Origin of the sequence: Jiangella alba, assembly GCF_900106035.1 — a bacterium.
Taxonomy (GTDB): domain Bacteria; phylum Actinomycetota; class Actinomycetes; order Jiangellales; family Jiangellaceae; genus Jiangella; species Jiangella alba.
The window spans coordinates 2,277,156-2,295,745 of the sequence record NZ_FNUC01000003.1 but is presented as its reverse complement, the minus strand read 5'-3'; the positions used below and the strand labels follow the sequence as shown (position 1 = coordinate 2,295,745).

Here is an 18,590-nt window from a genome sequence, read left to right as displayed (position 1 = left end):
CGCCCCAGGACTTCCCGGCGCCTGGTGGAGGTGCGAGTGGAGCGCGAGAGCACGGCGGGCCGCCCGGCACGCGGGTGCGCCGGGATGCGGGTGCGCCCAGGTGCGTGGGCGCCGGGGGGTGGCGAGGTGGCGCAGATTCGGGCGCGGACCCTTCCCGGACGCGCGCTGCGCGGGTGCGCCCGGGTGCGGGGGGGTGACGGAGATTCCGCCGCAGGCCCTTCCCGGACGTGCGCTGCGGGTGCCGAGGTGGCGCAGATTCCGGCCGCGGATGGTTCCCAGACGTGCGGCGCATGAAGGTGCCACGGCGCGCAGATGGCACGGCGCGCAGATGGCACGGCGCGCAGATGGCACGGCGCCCAGTCGGCACGGCGTGCAGATGGCGGGCGTGCAGATGGCGGGCGTGCAGGTGGCAGGGCGTGAGGGCTGCGAACGGCCGTGCCATGACCGCCGAGCCAGCGCCGCCACATCGTCACCGCGGCCGTCAGCCCGCACCGCCAACCACGCGGAGCGCCGGTCGCGGGGCGCCGGTCGCGGGGCGCGGAGCGCCAAACACGCCGGGGCGTTGGGTCGCCGAGCACGTCGCGCCGGGACAGCCGCCCCGGAGGCTCAGGCGGCGCCGGGGACGATGGCGACCACCGGGCCGTCGAGCGGCTCTTGGTAGGGCAGGCCGAGCAGGACGCAGACCAGCCCGAGGAAGGAGTCGGCCTCGCGGAGGAGGTCGTCGGCCTCGCGAGGGGTGACCGCGCCGGGCAGGCCGGCCTGGGCGGCGGCCCGCTTGCCGGCGTTGGCGCCGAAGAAGGCGGCCCACTCGGCGAGCTCGGGCGCGACCCCGGGCAGCAGCTCCCACACGTTGCGCGGACCGTGCCCGCGCCGCCCGCGCCCCCGACCGCTCTCGGCCGGCCGGGCCTTCGCCGCCAGCACGGCGGCCGCCGCCCGCAGCGCGGCGAGGTGGGCCGCGGCGAACCGATCGCCGGCGTGACCGGCGGACGCGGCCTCGGCGAGGCACAGGCGCGCATGCTCGATGAGATCGAGCGCCGCGTGGCCCATGGGCGCCCGGGTGCGCGGGGCCGGCAGGCCGTGGCCGCCCGCCACCCTGCTGTACTGCTGAATCTCCACAGTCATGGCCGCCTCCGCATCTTGTTCGAACGACTGTTCGACCTACAGAGAAATGTACACCCCGCCACCGACAAGGTCTCGGGAGCGAATCGGGAGAGGGTAGGGTCGACCCCTGTGACCAGCAGTGACAAGGTTCTCGCCCACCCGAATGTGCAGCGCGTCCGCGAGGCTCTCGCGGCCGCGGGCACCAGCCCCGAGATCGTCGCACTCGACGACTCCGCGCCCACGGCGGCCGCGGCGGCGCAGCAGCTCGGCTGCGAGGTCGGCGCCATCGCCAACTCGCTGATCTTCGACTGCGACGGCGCTCCCCTGCTCGTCCTCACCAGCGGCGCCCACCGCGCGGACGTCGCGGCGCTGGCCCGGGCGGCCGGCGCCACGAAGGTCGGCCGCGCCACCCCGGAGTTCGTCCGCACGCACACCGGCCAGCCCATCGGCGGCGTCGCCCCGGTCGGGCACCCGGCGCCGGTGCGCACGCTGGTCGACGTCTGGCTGCAGAAGTACGACCGCGTCTGGGCCGCGGCCGGCCACCCGCACTCCGTCTTCCCGACGACGTTCGACGAGCTGGTCCGGGTCACCGGCGGCAGCCCCGTCGACGTCACCGGCTGAGGCGTGGCGCGCGTCGTCGTCGTGGGGGCGGGCCTGGCCGGGCTCTGCTCCGCGCTCGCCCTCGCCGACTTCGGCCACGACGTGACGGTGGTGGAGTCGGGCCCGGCGCCCGGCGGCCAGCTCCGGTACGGCCCGCAGCCGTTCACGCTGCCGGCGGTCCTGCGCGACCTGTTCCGCAAGACCGGCCGCCCGCTGGAGCGCGAGCTGGACCTCGTCCCGGCCGACCCCGCGGCGCGGTGGGTGTTCGCCGACGGCGCCGAGGTCGCGGTGCCGAACGCGAGCCCGTCCGGCACCCGGCGCGCCCTCGACGACGCGTTCGGCGCGGGGGCGGGCGCGCAGTGGGACGCCGTCGTCGCGCACGGGGACCGCGCCTGGCGCGAGCTGCGGCCGCTGGTCCTCGGCCACACCGGCGCGAAGGCGCCCCGGCACCCCCAGACATTGCGCGACGTCGCCGCGTCACTGCGCGAGCCGCACCTGCGGGCCGCGCTGGAGTCGTACGCCACGCGCTACGGCGCCGACCCCGCGACGGCGCCGGCCGCGCTCACCGTGCTGCCGTACCTGGAGCAGACGTTCGGTGTGTGGACGGCCGACGTCGCGCGGCTGGTCGAGGTGCTGGCGGGACGCGGCGCCGAGCGGGGCGCGACGTTCCGGTACGACGCCGCGGCCGGGGCACCCGTGCACGACGGCAAGCGGGTCACCGGCGTGACGCTGGCCGGCGGAGCGACGGTCGACGCGGACGCGGTCGTGTGGACGGCGCCGCCGGGCGACCTCGCCGACGACCGCAGGCGCCCGTTCCGGCGGCGCCGGGACGACGCGGCGCCCGCCACCGCCGTCCGGGCCGACCCGACCCAGGCGCCGGAGCTCCGCTTCCCCGCCGGCGGTGGCCCCGCGATCAGCTGGTACGACGCCGCCGGCGGCCACGTGCACGGCACCGCCGCCGGCCGCGTCACCGCGATCTTCCGCCGCCCCGGCAACGTCACCCGCATCCGCGGGCTCTACCTCGCCGGCGCGGGCGCGCACCCGGGCCCGGGCATCGCGCTGGTCGCGCAGTCGGCGGCGATCGTCGCCGACGACATCGGACGTTCCTAGGAGAGCGCGCCGACGCCGAGGTTCTGGTAGATCTCCCGCGTCGCCGTGGACTTGTTCAGCGTGATGAAGTGCAGGCCGGGGACGCCCTCGGCGAGCAGCCGCTCGCACAGCTCGGTCGCCACCTCGACGCCGATGGCCCGGACCGCCTCGGGGTCGTCCTCGACGGCGAGCAGCCGCCGCGCCAGCGGCTCCGGGAAGTCGGCCGCCGTCAGCTGGGCGAAGCGCTGGATCTGCCGCACGTTCGTCACCGGCATGATGCCCGGGATGATCGGCGCCGCTCCCCCGGCCGCCGCGACGCGGTCGCGCAGCCGCAGGTAGTCGTCGGCGTGGAAGAACATCTGGGTGATGGCGTAGTCGGCGCCGGCCTGGAACTTGCGGGCCAGGAACCGGGCGTCGGTCTCGAGGTCGGGCGAGCGCGGGTGCTTGTCGGGGAACGCCGCGACGCCGACGCAGAAGTCGCCGTGCGTGCGGATGAGCCGCACCAGCTCTTCCGCGTACGCGAAGCCCTCCGGGTGCTGCACCCACTCGCCCTGCGGGTTGCCGGGCGGGTCGCCGCGCAGCGCGAGGAAGTTGCGCACGCCCGCGTCGGCGTACTGGCCGATGACGTTGCGCAGCTCGGCCACCGAGTGGCCGACGGCGGCTAGGTGCCCGACGACGGTGAGCGTGGTGTCGCGGGCGATGCCCTCGGTGAGCCGCACCGTGCCCTCGCGGGTGGTGCCGCCCGCCCCGTACGTGACGGAGACGAACGTCGGCTGCAGCCGCTCGAGGTCGCGCATGGTCTGCCAGAAGGAGACCTCGGCGGTCTCGGACTTCGGGGCGAAGAACTCGAACGAGAACGATCTCCCGCCGGCGGCCAGCAGCTCCCGGATGGTGCGTGCACCCCCGGGCATCGTCGACGGAAGTCCCAATGCCATCGCCTCAGACTACCGGCGCGTCCGCGTTTCGGACAGATCGTCTCAGCGTGCGAACGATTGGCGATCTTCGTCGCCAGGACTTAAGTTAGCCATACCTATGTTCGCCGTCACCGCCACCGAGCCACTCGACGCCGCCGCGCGCCGGCTCGAGCGGCTCCATCCGTCCTTCGGGTTCGTCACGTCGGCCACCGGCGACGGCTGGACGACGCTCGCCGACGCCGCGGCCGGCCCCGGGGTCGTCGCCGACTGGCTGGACCGCCTCGACGGCGACGCCGGCGGCCACCGCAACGTGGCCGCGTCGTACCTGGTGCTCCGCCTGACCGGCCGGGTCGCGACGGCGCTGCTGGCGAGCTACCTGGTCGACGGCCGCGGCCTGCCGCTGGAACCGTCCACCACGCAGGTGCATTTCGACGGCGCCCAGTTCGACCGGCTGGCGCTCACCGGCGGCGACGTCGACGACGGCGTCGGCGCCGGCGACGTGGCCCGGCGGCTGCACACGCTGCTCGCGCCGGTCATCGACGCGGCGGCCGGGCTGGCCCCGTACGGCGTGCGGACGATGTGGAGCTCCGTCGCCGACCGCCTCGGCAGCCCCGCCGTGCTCGCCGCCAACGCCGCCGGCCTGGACCCCGACGACACCTGGCGGCGCACCCGCGCCGTCGTCGACGAACTGGTCGCGCTGGGTGCGCCGGTGCGCCGCCGGCCCCGGATGCTGCGGGTGCCGTGGTCCGGCGGCGTCGCGGCCGGCAGCGTCAAGGGCACCTGCTGCCTCAAGTACGTCGTCGACGAGCTGCGCCCGCGCGACGCCGCCCAGCAGCCCGCGGAGTTCTGCGGCGGCTGCCCCTACGTCGACGACGAGGTCCGGGTCGCCAAGCGCCGGGCCGCCCTCGAACGCCGTCCGTCCTGAGCCCCGGAGAACCCTCATGCGCCGCCTCGCCACTCCTCTGACCCTGGCCGCCCTGATCGCGCTCACCGCGTGCGGAGGCGACGACGACCCCGCCGCCGGCGAGACCGGCGGGACCACGCACACCGTCGTCCACGCCCAGGGCGAGACCGAGGTGCCCGACGACCCGCAGCGCATCGCCGTGCTGTGGCGCCCGACGCTGTCCGCGCTGGTCGACCTCGGGTTCGAGCCGGTCGCCACGGCGGCCGAGACGGGCGACGGCGCCGACCTCGCCACGTTCCTCCCGGACGACTTCCCCGTCGAGGACCTCGAGATCGTCGGCGCCACGAACGAGCCCGACATCGAGGCGCTGGCCGTCGCCGACCCCGACCTCATCGTCAGCGTCGACATCGCCGCGCTCGCCGACGCCTACGACGACCTCTCGCAGATCGCCCCGACGGTGTCGCTGACCTGGGACGGCACCGGCAGCTGGCGCTCGCACGTCGAGGAGCTGGCCGAGGCACTGGGCGTTCCCGAGCGGGCCGACGAGGTCGTGGCCGAGTACGACGAGCACGTCCAGCAGGTCCGCGACGCCGTCGGCGACCCGGGCGCCGTCGAGGTCTCCCTGGTCCGGGTGCAGGCCGCCGACGTGCTGCGGCTGGAGACGCCGGCGTCGTTCCCCGGCCAGGTGCTCGACGACGTCGGCTTCGCCCGCCCGGCCGGCCAGCTGGAGCCCGACCCGGACCGCGACTTCATCGAGATCAGCCTGGAGCTCATCCCCGAGGCCGACGGCGACGTCGTCTTCGTGCTGGCCAACGGCGAGAACACCGGCGCGCGCGAGACCATCACGTCGTCGGCGCTGTGGCAGAACCTCCCGGCGGCGCAGGCCGGCAAGGTCGTCGACGCCGACTACGACGTGTGGGGCAGCTCGACCTACCGCGGCGCGCACGCGATCCTCGACGACCTCGAAGCCGCCCTCGCCGAAGCCACCCCCTAGCCTTGCAGGCGTGGTGACCCCAGCGCCCCTCGCGGGCCCCGACAACCCGGTCGGCCTCCTGCGGCCGCGCATCCAGCAGACCCTCGACGCGTTCCTGGACGGGCAGCGCGAGGTGCTCGGCGCGGCCAGCCCGCAGACGTTGCCGCTGGTGGACGCCGCGGCCGCGTTCCTGTCCGGTGGGAAACGGCTGCGCCCGACGTTCGCCTACTGGGGCTGGCGGGCGGCCGGTGGCGACCCGGCCGACGACGCGCTGGTGACGATCGGGGCGGCGCTGGAGCTGTTCCAGGCGTCGGCGCTGGTGCACGACGACCTCATCGACGCGTCCGACACCCGCCGCGGGCTGCCGTCCGTGCACCGCCGGTTCGCGACGCTGCACGGCGACTCCGGCTGGCAGGGCGACGCCGACGGGTTCGGCGCGGCGGCCGCGATCCTGCTCGGCGACATGCTGCTGGCGTGGAGCGCCGAACTGTTCGACCACGCCGACGTCGACGGCGACCGGCTGCGGGCCGCACGGGCGGTGTTCGACCGCATGCGCACCGAGGTCGGCGGCGGGCAGTACCTCGACATGCTCGAGCAGGTCAGCGGCGGCACCCTGCCGGGCGGCCAGGCCGACCGCGCCCGCACCGTCATCCGGTACAAGTCGGCACGCTACTCCGTCGAGCACCCGCTGGTCATCGGCGGCGCGCTGGCCGGTGCGCCGGAGCCGCTGCTGGCGTCGTACCGGCGGTTCGGCGCGGCTCTCGGCGAGGCCTTCCAGCTGCGCGACGACGTCCTCGGCGTCTTCGGCGACCCGGACCGCACCGGCAAGCCCACCGGCGACGACCTGCGCGAGGGCAAGCGGACGCTGCTGGTCGCGTACGCGCTGGAGCGGGCGTCGGCCGAGCAGGCGGCGCTCGTCGGCGCGCGGCTCGGCGACCCCGCGCTGGACCTCGACGGCGTGACGGCGCTGCGCGACGTGCTGGTCGGGACGGGTGCGCTGGAGCGGGTGGAGGCGCTGGTCACCGACCTGGTCGCGGACGCCCGCAGCACCCTCGACTCGGCCGACGTCACCGAGGACGGCCGGAAGGCGCTGTCGCAGCTGATCGAGCTGACGACCGCGCGGACGCACTGACCGCCGGCTCAGCCCCGGGTGGCGGCCGCGACCGCGGCGAGCCACTCGTCGACCGTCTGCATGTCGTAGCCCTCGCGCAGCCGGACGGTGGTGAACTCGGCCGCCCGCACCTCGGCGGCGGTCAGGCTCGTGGCCAGCGTCGCGCGGACGTGGTCGACGAACGTGTCCACCTCGCCGAGGTCGTAGCCCTCCCCCAGCCGCACGGTCCGGAACCGGTCCCCGGCCGGCCGTTCGGCGACCTTCAGCAGCTCGTACCGCGCGTTCACCGCCTCGCGCCAGTCCGTCGTGGTCGACTCCGGAGCAGTGGACGGAGCTGCGGGGCGCACCTGCGCGGCCACCGCGTCCAGGTACTCGTCGACGGCCTGCATGTCGTAGCCGGCCCGCAGCCGCACGGTCGTGAACTGGACGGCGTTCACCTCGTCGGCGGTCAGCGACCCCGCGCCGTTCCGGATCCGCTCGACGAACGCGTCGACCTCGCCGATGTCGTACCCCTCACGCAACCGAACGACCAGGAACCGGGCGCCCGGCACCTGCCCGGGCGGCTGGACGACGGAGGCGGACGGGGCGGGCGCACCGGCGCCGGGGAGCAGCTCGGCGCGGGCGCGCACCCACGCCTCGACCTCGTGGTGGTCGTAGCCGCGCAGCACGATGGCGAACGTCGGGTTCACCGCCTCCGCCGCGGTGATCGCGAGCGTGCCCGCCGTCCCCGCCAGCGTCGCCTCGATGCGCGTGCAGTGCGCATCGACCTGGGCGCGGTCGTAGCCGCGCGCCACGACGGTGAAGCGCGGCTTCGCCATCAGAGCTCCCCGCGGTTCATCCGGATCAGCCGGTCGACGACGTCCTCGGTCTCGCGCAGGCCGTCGTGCTCGTGGGCGTTGGTCTCCCAGGTGCGCAGCCCACGCACCCGCGCGGCGGTGTCACGGGACAGACCTGCGTCGACGTACATGTCGTCGGTGTAGAGGGCGGCCGCGACGGGCACCTCGTTGGCGGCCAGCCGGTCGAGGTCGTACAGCGGCCCCCACTCCCGCTCGGCCAGCAGCTGAGCGGTGTCGCGCAACGGGATCAGCGCGGGGTCGTGCTCGAACATCCAGGGGTAGATCATCTCGCCGGTGAACAGCAGCGGGTCCGCGTCGGGCGCGAACTGCGCCAGCTCGGCGCCCACCCGCTGCGCCGACCACCGGGTCGCCGCGTTGTGCGCGTAGCAGGCCTCGTGCACGACGGCGTAGAGCGGCTGGGTCGCGAACGAGAGGGCCTGCCAGGCGCCGACGAGGAAGGTGTCGGACAGCACGCCGTCGGCGGCGAACGCCTCCTCCAGCAGGTAGACCAGACCCGGAATCGCCGACTTCGCGCCGAGGGCCAGCCCCAGCGCCTGCAACCGCGGCACGGTCAGCCGCGAGCCGTCCGGCAGCACGACGTCGTTCGCGCGGACGAACGCCGCCACGGCCTCCAGCTGGGCCCGGGCCTGCGGGAACGCCGCGTGGAACCGCTCGTTCTTCCGCTCGGCGGCGGGATAGGTGGCGGCGTAGACGTCGTCGACGGCCACGGCGATCGGGGCCAGCCCGCCGGTCAGCATGACCGACGCCAGACCGCCGGGCGCGAACGACAGGTAGGTCAGCGAGCAGAACCCGCCGAAGGACTGCCCCAGTACGTGCCAGCGCCCGTCGTCACCGAGAAGGGCGCGACGGATCAGCTCGGCGTCGGCCACGATGGCGTCGGCCCGGAAGTGCGACAGGTACTCGGCCTGCGCGGCGGCGTCGCCGCGGGCCGCCAGCGTCGCCGCCGTCGCGGGCGTCGACCGGCCGGTGCCGCGCTGGTCCAGCAGCAGCACCCGGAAGTCCTGGACCGCCCGGCCCACCCACCCCGACGCGCCGGGCGGGCGCGTGGCCTTCCCACCCGGCCCACCCTGCAGGAACAGCAGCCACGGCAGGTCGCGATCGGGCGCCGCCGCGGACACGACCTCCCGCGCGTACAGCCGGATCCGTTCGCCGTCAGGAGCGGCGTGCGACTGCGGGGCGTCGAACCAGTGGTCCCGGACGACCAGGCCGCCGAGCCGCACCGACCCGTCGCGCCCGGCCGGGATCACGCGCCCACCGCGTGCACACCGCCGTCGACGTGGATGACCTCACCGGTCGTCTTCGGGAACCAGTCGGACAGCAGCGCGACGACGCCGCGGGCGCCGGGCTCGGGGTCGGAGAGGTCCCAGCCGAGCGGCGCGCGGTCGTTCCAGACGCCCTCGAAGTCGGAGAAGCCCGGGATGGACCGCGCCGCCATCGTCTTCACCGGCCCGGCGGAGATGAGGTTGACCCGGATGTTCTGCGAACCCAGGTACTTGGCGAGGTAGCGCGCCGTCGCCTCGAGGCCGGCCTTCGCCACGCCCATCCAGTCGTACCCGGGCCAGGCCACCTGCGCGTCGAAGTCCATGCCGACGACGGAACCGCCGCCGGGCATCAGCGGCAGCGTGGCCATGGTCAGCGACTTCAGCGAGTACGTCGACGCGTGCACGGCGGTGGCGACGTCCTCGAACGGGGTCTCCAGGAAGCTGCCGCCGAGCGCGGTCTGCGGCGCGAACCCGACCGAGTGCACGACGCCGTCGAGGCCGTCGACGTACTCGCCGACCCGGGCGGCCAGGGAGTCGAGCTGCTTGGTGCTGGTGACGTCCAGCTCGACGACGGGCGCCGGCGACGGCAGCCGCTTGGCGATGCGCTCGACCAGGCTCATCCGGCCGAAGCCGGTCAGGACGACGGTGGCGCCCTCCTGCTGCGCCAGCTTCGCCACGTGGAACGCGAACGACGCCTCCGTCAGGACCCCGGTGACCAGGATCCGCTTGCCCTCGAGAATGCCCATCAGTGCCCCATCCCCAATCCGCCGTCCACCGGGATGACGGCTCCGGTCACGTACGCCGCGTCGTCGCTGGCCACCCAGCGCACCACCCGCGCGATCTCGTCGGCACTGCCGTAGCGGCCGAGCGGGACGCTGTCGAGGATCTCCTTGCGGCGGGCCTCGGTGAGCTCGGCGGTCATGTCGGACTCGACGAAGCCGGGCGCGACGACGTTGGCGGTGATGTTGCGGCTGCCCAGCTCGCGCGACATCGACCGGGCCAGCCCGACGAGGCCGGCCTTGCTGGCGGCGTAGTTGACCTGGCCGGGCGAGCCGAGCAGGCCCACGACGCTGGAGATGAACACGACGCGGCCCTTGCGGGCCCGGAGCATGCCCTTGGCGGCGCGCTTGGCCACCCGGAACGCTCCGGTGAGGTTGGTGTCGACGACGTCGGTGAAGTCGGACTCGCTCATGCGCAGCATCAGGGTGTCGCGGGTGATGCCGGCGTTGGCCACCAGCACCTCCACCGGCCCCTGCGCGGCCTCGACCTCGGTGAACGCCGCGTCGACCGAGTCGCTGTCGGTGACGTCGCAGCGCACCCCGGCCAGTCCCTCGGGCGGCTCGCCGCTGCGGTAGGTGATGGTGACGTCGTCACCGGCCTGCGCGAACGAGCGCGCGATGGCGAGGCCAATGCCGCGATTGCCACCGGTCACCAGTACGGACCGACCCACGTCGGGCTCTCCTCACTCTGGGTTACACGTCCGCGCCGACGCTACCGTCAGGCGTCCTCGAGCCGGAAGCCGACCTTCATGCCGACCTGGAAATGCTGCACCTCGCCGTCGACGATCTGGCCGCGGATCTCCGTGACCTCGAACCAGTCGAGGTGGCGCAGGGTCTGCGCGGCCCGGCCGATGCCGTTGCGCACCGCGGCCTCCACGCCGTCCGTCGACGTCCCCACGATCTCGGTCACTCGGTACGTGCGATTCATGACCTTCTCCTCTTCCCGGGCGCCGGGCCGAATGGGCGGCCCGGCCGCGCTGATCGCTCGATTCTGGCCTACCGTGGAGGGGTGAGCGGAAACGGCGCGCGACGAAGCGACCCTGTGCCGTCGGTCACGACGGCCGCGGCGCCGCGCAGCGACGACCTCGCCAGCCGGCAGCGCCGCTACCTCGTCATGATGGGCATCCGTGTCGCATGTCTGCCACTGGCAGTCATCAGCCAGGGCTGGCTGCGGATCGTGTTCATCCTGGGTGCGGTCGTGCTCCCGTACATCGCCGTCGTCATCGCCAACGCGACCCGCCAGCCACGCCACAGTGCGCTCTCACCAGTGGTCCCTCCGCCGCGACTCGAACTTCCGGCTGCGCCAGTAGCCAAAGATCGAATCGAACATTGACAGGGCCTTCCGAAGTGGTTGTGGAACGTGCAATACTCCCCAGGCGCACGTTCCGTATTCCCCCGTCGGTGCGTTGCGTACCGGCGACGTCGGGCGGCTTCCCCCGTGGCTGCCCGGCGTCGTCCTCATCTCGCGGCCGGATCACCGCCGCCCACCTGCTGATCAACGGCCGATAGCCGCAGCTCACCGGCGTTTCGAAGGAATCAGCCGCCGATCGCCGACATCGGCCGCGACGGCTGCAGAAACCCGGGGTCATCGATGCCGTGACCGGCCGCCTTGGCGGCCATCGCGATCTCCCAGCGGCGGGCCAGTTCGGCGTCGTCGGCGCCCGAGCGCATGGCGCCGCGCAGGTCGGACTCCTCGCGCGCGAACAGGCAGTTGCGCACCTGGCCCTCGGCGGTGAGCCGGGTGCGGTCGCAGCTGCCGCAGAACGGGCGGGTGACCGACGCGATGACACCGACGCGCGCCGGCCCGCCGTCGACCAGCCAGGTCTCGGCCGGCGCGCTGCCGCGCTCGACGTCGCCCAGCGGGGTCAGCGTGAACACCGACTGCAGCGACGCCAGGATCTCCGCGGCCGTCACCATGGTGGCGCGGTCCCAGCCGTGCTGGGCGTCGAGCGGCATCTGCTCGATGAAGCGCAGCTCGTAGCCGTGCTCGAGCGCCCACGCCAGCAGCTCCGGCGCCTCGTCGTCGTTGATGCCGCGCATGAGGACGGCGTTGATCTTGATGGGGTCGAGCCCGGCGTCGCGCGCCGCGGTCAGCCCGGCCAGGACGTCGTCGAGGCGGCGGCGATGCGTCAGCGTCTCGAACCGGTCGGCGCGCAGGGTGTCGAGCGACCCGTTGACACGGTCGAGCCCGGCGTCGGCGAGCGCGCCGGCCAGCTTCGCCAGCCCGATGGCGTTGGTCGTCAGCGACAGCTCCGGGCGCGGCTCGAGCCCGGAGCACGCGGCGACGATGTCGACCAGCCCGCGGCGCAGCAGCGGCTCGCCGCCGGTGAACCGGACCTCGTGCACGCCCAGCCGCTCGACGGCGATCCGGACCAGCCGCACCACCTCGTCGTCGGTGAGGATGTCCTGGCGCGGCAGCCAGGCCAGGCCCTCCTCCGGCATGCAGTAGGTGCACCGCAGGTTGCAGCGATCGGTCAGCGACACCCGGAGGTCGGTGGCCACGCGTCCATATCGGTCGACCAGCATCTCTCCAGCCTAGGGGTGTCGGACGGATATTGGCGGATGCGGGCGGCGTCCAGTCGTCGGTCCAGCAAGGCGGAGGAGGAGGTCGATGCGGAGCCATCGGCCGACGACGACAACGCCGCTGGTCGGCGTCTGGTCGCCGATCCGCGCCGGCGAAGATCCGTCCGACACCCCTGAGCCCCCGGTGGGGCCTTGGGTGAGGCCTCGGCGTACCGTCGATCCCGTGTACAGGTTCCTGGCGTCGCGGCGCTGGCTGGTGCGCACGCTCGCCGGAGTGCTCCTGGTGCTGCTGTGCGTCCGCCTCGGGCTCTGGCAGCTCGACCGCAACGAGCAGCGGCAGGACCGCAACGCCGTCATCGAGGCCAACGTCGACGGCGACGCGGTGCCGGCCGCCGAGCTCGTCCCGCCCGGCCAGGCGCTGGCCGCGGGCGACGAGTGGAGCACCGTCCAGGTCACCGGCCGCTGGGACGTCGACAACGAGCTGCGGCTGCGGCTGCGCCCGGTCGACGGCACCCGCGGTGTGCACGCGCTGACCCCGCTGGTCGGCGACGACGGCACCGCGCTGCTGGTCGACCGCGGGTTCGTGCCCGCCGACGGCCGCGACGACGACGAGATCGAACTGCCGGCCCCGTCAGACGGCGAGGTCACCGTCACCGCGCGGGTCCGGCACAGCGAGACCGGCCACGACGTCGACCCGTCGACGGGGTCGGTGCGGTTCGTCGACGTCGAGGCGATCGCCGACGGGCTGCCGTACCCGTTCTACGGCGCGTGGGGCGAGCTGATCACCCAGGACCCGGAGCCGGCGACGTCGCTTCAGCTCATCGACCCGCCCGCCACCGAGTCCGGGCCGCACCTGTCGTACGCGATCCAGTGGTTCCTGTTCGCCGTCGTCGGCGTCGGCGGGTTCGTCCTGCTGATCCGGGCCGAGGCGCGCGGCCGCGACGAGACCTCCGGCGACAGCGACACCCCGGCGCCGACGCAGTCCGTCGGGTAGACATGGGGACATGACGGGGCTGATCGAGGACCACGGCATCATCGGCGACCTCCACACCGCCGCCCTGGTCGACCGCGACGGCACCATCGACTGGCTCTGCCTGCCCCGGTTCGACTCCGCCGCCTGTTTCGCGTCGCTGCTCGGCACCGAGAAGAACGGCTTCTGGCGGATCGCCCCGATGGGCGCCGGCCCGGCCGACCGCCGCTGGTACCGCGGCGACACGCTGATCCTCGAGCACGTCTGGGACACCCCCGACGGCAGCGTCAAGGTCATCGACTTCATGCCCGAGAGCACCGGCGAGCACGACGTCGTCCGCATCGTCGAGGGGCTGTCCGGCCGGGTGACGATGCACAGCGAGCTGCGGCTGCGCTTCGACTACGGCCGCTCGGTGCCGTGGATGCACCGCGACGACGGCCTCATCGTCGGCGTGGCCGGGCCCGACTCCGTCGCGCTGCACACCGAGGTCCCCACCTACGGCCGGTCGCTGACGACGCACTCCGACTTCACCGTCGGCGAGGGCGAGCGGGTCGGCTTCGTGCTGGCGTGGGGGCCGTCGCACCACCCGCCCAGCCGGCCGGTCGACCCGCTGCGCGCACTGGCGGCCACCGAAGCGTTCTGGACCGAGTGGGCGGCGCGCTGCCGCTACGAGGGCCCGTACCGCGACGCCGTCATGCGCTCGCTGATCACCCTCAAGGCGCTGACGTACCAGCCGACCGGCGGCATCGTCGCCGCGCCCACCACGTCGCTGCCCGAGAACCTCGGCGGCGTGCGCAACTGGGACTACCGCTACTGCTGGCTGCGCGACTCCGCGTTCACGCTGGACGCGCTGATCCGCAGCGGGTACGTCGACGAGGCGCGGGCCTGGCGCGACTGGCTGATCCGGGCCATCGGCGGCAACCCGTCGGACCTGCAGATCATGTACGGCCTCAGCGGCGAGCGGCGGCTGCCGGAGTACGAGATCGGCTGGCTGGCCGGCTACGAGGGGTCTCGCCCGGTGCGGGTCGGCAACGCCGCCGCGGAGCAGCTGCAGATCGACGTCTACGGCGAGGTCATCGACACCCTGGCCCGGGCCCGTCAGCACGGGCTGACGCTGGAGCGGCACGTGTGGGCGCTTCAGGAGAAGCTGCTGCAGCACCTCGAGGGCGCGTGGTCGCAGCCCGACGAGGGCATCTGGGAGATCCGCGGCGAGCGGCGGCACTTCGTGCACTCCAAGGTCATGGCGTGGGTGGCCGCCGACCGCGCCGTCGCCACCCTGGAGGACGACGGCGCGCCCGGCCACCCGGACCGGTGGCGGGCGCTGCGGGCGACGATCATGAAGGACGTCGTCGCCCATGGTTACGACCCGGATCGCAACACTTTCACCCAGTCCTACGACCACCCGGCGCTCGACGCCGCGCTGCTGCAGATCCCGATCGTCGGCTTCCTGCCGCCCGACGACCCGCGCGTCGCCGGCACCGTCGACGCCGTCGCGAAGGAGCTGTCCACCGACAGCGGGCTGGTGCTGCGCTACCGCACCGAGCACGACGTCGACGGCCTGCCCGGCGACGAGGGTGCGTTCCTGGCCTGCTCGTTCTGGCTGGTCGAGGCGCTGCACCTGACCGGGCGCACCGAACGCGCGCGGGACCTGTTCGAGCACCTGCTGAGCCTGCGCAACGACCTCGGGCTGCTGGCCGAGGAGTACGACCCGCGCATCGGGCGCATGGTCGGCAACTTCCCGCAGGCGCTCAGCCACATCCCGCTCGTGACGGCCGCCTTCCTCCTCTCCGACGTCGAGGGTCCGGCCACGGGGCACGCCTGACGGCTCGAAGACACACCCTAAGGTGGGTGCCCATGGATCTCGGGCTGAAGGATCGCGTCTACATCGTCACCGGCGGCACCCGCGGGCTCGGCCGGGCCGGGGCCGAGGCCCTGGTCGCCGACGGCGCCCGGCTGGTGCTGACGTCCCGTTCGCAGGAGGCGGTCGACGCCGCGGTGGACGACCTCGGCTCCGGCTCCGTCGTGGGCGTGGCGGCCGACAACGCCGACCCGGGCACGCCGGAGCGGCTGGCCGACCTCGCGCTGGATCGCTTCGGCCGGCTCGACGGCGCCCTGGTCAGCGTCGGCGGACCGCCGGCCGGCCGGGTGGTCGACCTCGACGACGACCAGTGGCGGGCCGCCTTCGACAGCGTCTTCCTCGGCGCCGTCCGGCTGGCCCGGGTGGTCGCGGCCCGGCTGTCCGGCGGCGGCGCGCTGGCGTTCGTGCTGTCCAGCTCGGTGAAGTCGCCCATCGCCGGTCTCGCCGCGTCGAACGGGCTGCGGCCGGGCCTGGCCATGGTGATCAAGCAGCTGGCCGACGAGCTGGGCCCCGACGGCGTGCGCACGGTCGGGCTGCTGCCCGGCAGCATCGAGACCGACCGCCTGCGCGAACTGGCCACGATGACCGGCCGCGACCCCGACGAGGTCAAGGCGGCGGCGTCGAAGGTCATCCCGCTGCGCCGCTACGGCCGCCCGGAGGAGTTCGGCCGGGTCGCCGCCTTCGTCCTCTCCCCCGCCGCGTCGTACCTCACCGGCTCCATGATCGCCGTCGACGGAGGCTCGATCCGCTCCCTCTGAGTCCGGGCTGGCTCTGAGTCCCGCGAGCGTGTAGACACTGTCGCCAACAGTTGGCACTCACGTCTACACGCGCGGATGAGGCACACCCGCCCGCATCGCCGGGGTCCCGCCCCACCGAGAGGATCTCGGCGGCCACCCACCCGCTCAGGCGGTGCGGGCGGGCGCGTCCTGCAGGGCGAACTGGGTGCGGTAGAGCTCGGCGTACGTCCCACCGGCGGCCAGCAGCTGCTCGTGGGTGCCGCGCTCGACGATGCGGCCGTCGTCGACGACGAGGATGGTGTCGGCGCCGCGGATGGTCGACAGGCGGTGGGCGATGACCAGCGAGGTGCGACCGGTCAGCGCGGTCTCGAGCGCCCGCTGGACCGCCAGCTCGGACTCGGAGTCGAGGTGGGCGGTGGCTTCGTCGAGCACCACCACACGGGGCGCCTTGAGCAGCAGCCGGGCGATGGCCAGCCGCTGCTTCTCGCCGCCGGACAGCCGGTAGCCGCGGTCGCCGACGACGGTGTCGAGGCCCTCGGACAGCGACCGCACCAGCCCGGCGATCTGCGCCGCCTCGAGCGCCGCCCACAGGTCGTCGTCGGTGGCGCCGGGCCGCGCGTAGGCGAGGTTGTAGCGGATGGTGTCGTGGAACAGGTGGGCGTCCTGCGTGACGACGCCGACGGCCTCGTGCAGCGACTCGAGCTGGACGTCGCGCAGGTCGCGGTCGCCGACCCGGACGACGCCGGAGCTGGGGTCGTAGAGCCGCGACACCAGGTGCGTGATGGTCGACTTGCCGGCGCCGGACGGGCCGACCAGCGCCACCAGCTCGCCCGGCGCGACGTCGAACGAGACGCCCTCGAGCACCGGCTCGGGCGCCGCCACGGCCGGCCGGGCCACCGCCTCCAGCGAGGCCAGCGACACCTCGTCGCCCGGGTAGGTGAAGTGGACGTCCTCGAACCGCACCGACAGCTGCTCGTCGTGGCCGGGCAGCGGCCGGGCGCCGGGCGCGTCGCGGACCATCGGCGGGAGGTCGAGCACCTCGAACACCCGCTCGAAGCTGACCAGCGCCGTCATGATGTCGACCTGGACGTTCGAGAGCGCGGTGAGCGGACCGTACAGCCGGGTCAGCAGCGCGGCCAGCGCCACCAGCGTGCCGACCTCCAGCGTGCCGCTGACGGCCAGCCAGCCGCCGACGCCGTAGACGACCGCCGTGGCCAGCGAGGCGAGGAAGGTCAGGCCGAGGAAGAAGTACCGCGCGTAGAGCGCCTGGACGACGCCGATGTCGCGGACCCGGCCGGCGGCCTGCCCGAAGTCGGCGTTCTCGTCGTGGTAGCGGCCGAAGATCTTCACCAGCAGCGCGCCGGAGACATTGAACCGCTCCGTCATGGTCTGGCTCATCGCGGCGTTGAGCTGCATGGACTCGCGGCTGATGTCGGCCAGCCGGCGGCCGATGAAGCGGGCCGGCAGCAGGAACAGCGGCACCAGGACCAGCACGATGAGGGTGATCTGCCACGACAGCAGGATCATGGCGCCGAGCGCCAGCGCCAGCGTGACGACGTTGCTGACGATCTGCGAGAGCGTGCCGGTGAACGCCTGCTGCGCGCCGATGACGTCGCTGTTGAGCCGCGACACCAGCGAACCGGTCTGGGTGCGGGTGAAGAACGCGACCGACTGGCGCTGGACGTGGTCGAAGACCTGGCGGCGCAGGTCGAAGATCAGGCCCTCGCCGACCCGGGCGGACATCCACCGGCCGAGCAGCCCCAGGATGACGTCGACGACGGCCAGCCCGGCCACCGCGAGGGCGGCCCACACGACGACCGAACGGTCGCCGGTGCTGACGCCGTCGTCGATGAGGACCTGCAGCAGCAACGGCACGGCGACCGCGGACGCCGCGGCGGCGATGGTGGTGGCGAGGAAGACGGCGATCTGACGGCGGTACGGGCGGCCGTAGCCGGCGATGCGCCTGACCGTGCCCCGCGCCAGCCGTTTGTGCGTGACCGACTGGTCGCCGGAGAACGACCTGGAGGCGCGCCAGGCATGACCCATCCCCATCGACACCGGCGCCGACCTCCCTCACGTCCGACTGCGACCATCATGCGACCTGGCGCCGACAACGTCGGACGCGCGGGGGTTTCTTCCCCCGTTCGCTCTGAGCGTGCGGCGTGCCGGAACGACGGATCGTCACGCACGGTGATCGGCACGGCGGCAGAGGACATCGACCCATTCGTCACGCATGGTGACGGAACCGGTCCGTACCGGAGGCGGCCGCCGAAGCGTGTGGGAGCGTTTCCGGGCATGCCGAAGCGCCGGTTGGCCCCACTTCGCAAAGAACGCGAACGGGCACCGACACTGCCTTCACGTCACTCTGCGTGAAAGCACACCCTTTACTCGGGCAATGGCGCGAAACAAGATCAACAGTGCGGAGTGCGACCGTTTTAGGCTGTCCGATATGTCGGACTTGCCGATCGGCTCCAAGAAGGCCCCTCGGTTTCGAGTACGACGACTCGAGAATCCGCCGAACGATTCACCGGCCGGGCTGACTCGGTGATTCGCCGCCGCTCGCCCGTTCGGGCGATGCGCGCCGGGGACCGCGCGATGGGTGACGAAGCGTTAATCGGGGTGATCGAGCTGCTGGAGGCCACCCTCCTCCGGCATCTCGACCAACTGGGGCTGTGTCAGGCCTGCTTCTTCGCCTTGCCTCGTGTGGCCCCTCCACGGCCTCGTAGGTTGACACCGGACTCCGACAGAACCCGGTGGACGAACCCGTAGGAACGCCCGGTTTCGGTGGCGAGCTCGCGGATGCTCCGACCACCTTCGTACTTCTTCTTCAGGTCAGAGGCGAGCTTGTCACGCTGCCCCCCACTGATCCGCGCGCCTTTTACCAACTTCTCGGCCACGCGTCCTCCCGTTTC

The 18,590-nt window shown here is 73.5% G+C and carries 19 protein-coding genes; 9 read left to right on the top strand and 10 right to left on the bottom strand.

All coding sequences use genetic code 11. The features are described from left to right. Positions 1-606 precede the first annotated feature (606 nt). Complete coding sequence (locus BLV02_RS12990) at positions 607-1,047, bottom strand: SAV_6107 family HEPN domain-containing protein (RefSeq protein ID WP_069115181.1); 441 nt, start codon at positions 1,045-1,047, stop codon at positions 607-609. Between the two features lie 183 nt (positions 1,048-1,230). Between BLV02_RS12990 and BLV02_RS12985 the strand changes: the two genes are divergently transcribed. Both BLV02_RS12985 and BLV02_RS12980 read left to right on the top strand, forming a co-directional pair. Next, positions 1,231-1,722 carry a YbaK/EbsC family protein gene (locus BLV02_RS12985; protein WP_069114987.1) on the top strand — a complete coding sequence of 164 codons (492 nt, stop codon included), beginning with the start codon at positions 1,231-1,233 and terminating at the stop codon, positions 1,720-1,722. A gap of 3 nt (positions 1,723-1,725) precedes the next feature. Beyond that, positions 1,726-2,811, top strand: coding sequence for a phytoene desaturase family protein (locus tag BLV02_RS12980; protein ID WP_069114988.1), 1,086 nt, complete (start codon positions 1,726-1,728; stop codon positions 2,809-2,811). Here the strand turns inward: BLV02_RS12980 and metF are convergent. Beyond that, complete coding sequence (metF, locus tag BLV02_RS12975) at positions 2,808-3,725, bottom strand: methylenetetrahydrofolate reductase [NAD(P)H] (RefSeq protein ID WP_069114989.1); 918 nt, start codon at positions 3,723-3,725, stop codon at positions 2,808-2,810. The two genes, BLV02_RS12980 and metF, sit on opposite strands and share 4 nt — an antisense overlap. A 97-nt stretch (positions 3,726-3,822) precedes the next feature. Between metF and BLV02_RS12970 the strand changes: the two genes are divergently transcribed. The 3 genes from BLV02_RS12970 to BLV02_RS12960 are packed head-to-tail and all read left to right on the top strand — an operon-like array spanning position 3,823 to position 6,713. Then, positions 3,823-4,629 carry a hypothetical protein gene (locus tag BLV02_RS12970; protein WP_069114990.1) on the top strand — a complete coding sequence of 269 codons (807 nt, stop codon included), beginning with the start codon at positions 3,823-3,825 and terminating at the stop codon, positions 4,627-4,629. A gap of 16 nt (positions 4,630-4,645) precedes the next feature. Further along, positions 4,646-5,602, top strand: coding sequence for an ABC transporter substrate-binding protein (locus BLV02_RS12965; RefSeq protein ID WP_141711874.1), 957 nt, complete (start codon positions 4,646-4,648; stop codon positions 5,600-5,602). Between the two features lie 10 nt (positions 5,603-5,612). Continuing rightward, positions 5,613-6,713, top strand: a complete 1,101-nt coding sequence (locus BLV02_RS12960; protein ID WP_216094599.1) for a polyprenyl synthetase family protein — start codon at positions 5,613-5,615, stop codon at positions 6,711-6,713. 8 nt (positions 6,714-6,721) lie between these two features. On the opposite strand, the gene BLV02_RS12955 is transcribed toward BLV02_RS12960, so the two are convergent. The 5 genes from BLV02_RS12955 to BLV02_RS12935 are packed head-to-tail and all read right to left on the bottom strand — an operon-like array spanning position 6,722 to position 10,518. Then, positions 6,722-7,510: a DivIVA domain-containing protein gene (locus BLV02_RS12955; protein WP_069114991.1), complete on the bottom strand. Its 789-nt coding sequence runs from the start codon at positions 7,508-7,510 to the stop codon at positions 6,722-6,724. Then, positions 7,510-8,796 (bottom strand): alpha/beta fold hydrolase, encoded by a 1,287-nt coding sequence (locus tag BLV02_RS12950; protein WP_216094600.1) that lies wholly within the window; start codon positions 8,794-8,796, stop codon positions 7,510-7,512. The genes BLV02_RS12955 and BLV02_RS12950 overlap by 1 nt, the downstream gene beginning before the upstream one ends. Beyond that, positions 8,793-9,557 (bottom strand): enoyl-ACP reductase FabI, encoded by a 765-nt coding sequence (gene fabI, locus BLV02_RS12945; RefSeq protein WP_171906903.1) that lies wholly within the window; start codon positions 9,555-9,557, stop codon positions 8,793-8,795. Before fabI ends, BLV02_RS12950 begins: the two co-directional genes overlap by 4 nt. Next, a complete protein-coding gene (locus BLV02_RS12940; RefSeq protein WP_069114993.1) occupies positions 9,557-10,261 on the bottom strand; it encodes a beta-ketoacyl-ACP reductase in 705 nt (234 codons plus the stop codon). Before BLV02_RS12940 ends, fabI begins: the two co-directional genes overlap by 1 nt. 47 nt (positions 10,262-10,308) lie before the next feature. Next, positions 10,309-10,518: a dodecin gene (locus BLV02_RS12935; protein ID WP_069114994.1), complete on the bottom strand. Its 210-nt coding sequence runs from the start codon at positions 10,516-10,518 to the stop codon at positions 10,309-10,311. Positions 10,519-10,599: 81 nt separating this feature from the next. On the opposite strand from BLV02_RS12935, the gene BLV02_RS12930 reads away from it, so the two are divergent. After that, positions 10,600-10,923: a DUF3099 domain-containing protein gene (locus BLV02_RS12930; RefSeq protein WP_069114995.1), complete on the top strand. Its 324-nt coding sequence runs from the start codon at positions 10,600-10,602 to the stop codon at positions 10,921-10,923. Positions 10,924-11,126: 203 nt separating this feature from the next. Here the strand turns inward: BLV02_RS12930 and moaA are convergent, their stop codons facing one another. Further along, positions 11,127-12,116: a GTP 3',8-cyclase MoaA gene (gene moaA, locus BLV02_RS12925; protein ID WP_069114996.1), complete on the bottom strand. Its 990-nt coding sequence runs from the start codon at positions 12,114-12,116 to the stop codon at positions 11,127-11,129. Positions 12,117-12,336: 220 nt separating this feature from the next. Here moaA and BLV02_RS12920 point away from each other — a divergent pair, with 220 nt between their 5' ends. From BLV02_RS12920 to BLV02_RS12910, 3 genes are read left to right on the top strand one after another with little or no spacing between them, the layout of a single operon-like run. Continuing rightward, positions 12,337-13,107 carry an SURF1 family cytochrome oxidase biogenesis protein gene (locus tag BLV02_RS12920; protein WP_171906904.1) on the top strand — a complete coding sequence of 257 codons (771 nt, stop codon included), beginning with the start codon at positions 12,337-12,339 and terminating at the stop codon, positions 13,105-13,107. Positions 13,108-13,117: 10 nt separating this feature from the next. Beyond that, entirely contained in the window at positions 13,118-14,905 is a 1,788-nt protein-coding gene (locus BLV02_RS12915; RefSeq protein ID WP_069114997.1) for a glycoside hydrolase family 15 protein, read from the top strand. A 32-nt stretch (positions 14,906-14,937) separates the two neighbouring features. Continuing rightward, positions 14,938-15,699: an SDR family oxidoreductase gene (locus BLV02_RS12910; RefSeq protein WP_069114998.1), complete on the top strand. Its 762-nt coding sequence runs from the start codon at positions 14,938-14,940 to the stop codon at positions 15,697-15,699. Positions 15,700-15,843: 144 nt separating this feature from the next. Here BLV02_RS12910 and BLV02_RS12905 read toward each other — a convergent pair whose 3' ends face one another. Both BLV02_RS12905 and BLV02_RS12900 read right to left on the bottom strand, forming a co-directional pair. Then, positions 15,844-17,730, bottom strand: coding sequence for an ABC transporter ATP-binding protein (locus tag BLV02_RS12905; RefSeq protein ID WP_069114999.1), 1,887 nt, complete (start codon positions 17,728-17,730; stop codon positions 15,844-15,846). 623 nt (positions 17,731-18,353) lie between these two features. Then, positions 18,354-18,575, bottom strand: a complete 222-nt coding sequence (locus tag BLV02_RS12900) for a helix-turn-helix domain-containing protein (RefSeq protein ID WP_074946318.1) — start codon at positions 18,573-18,575, stop codon at positions 18,354-18,356. Between the last annotated feature and the right edge of the window lie 15 nt (positions 18,576-18,590).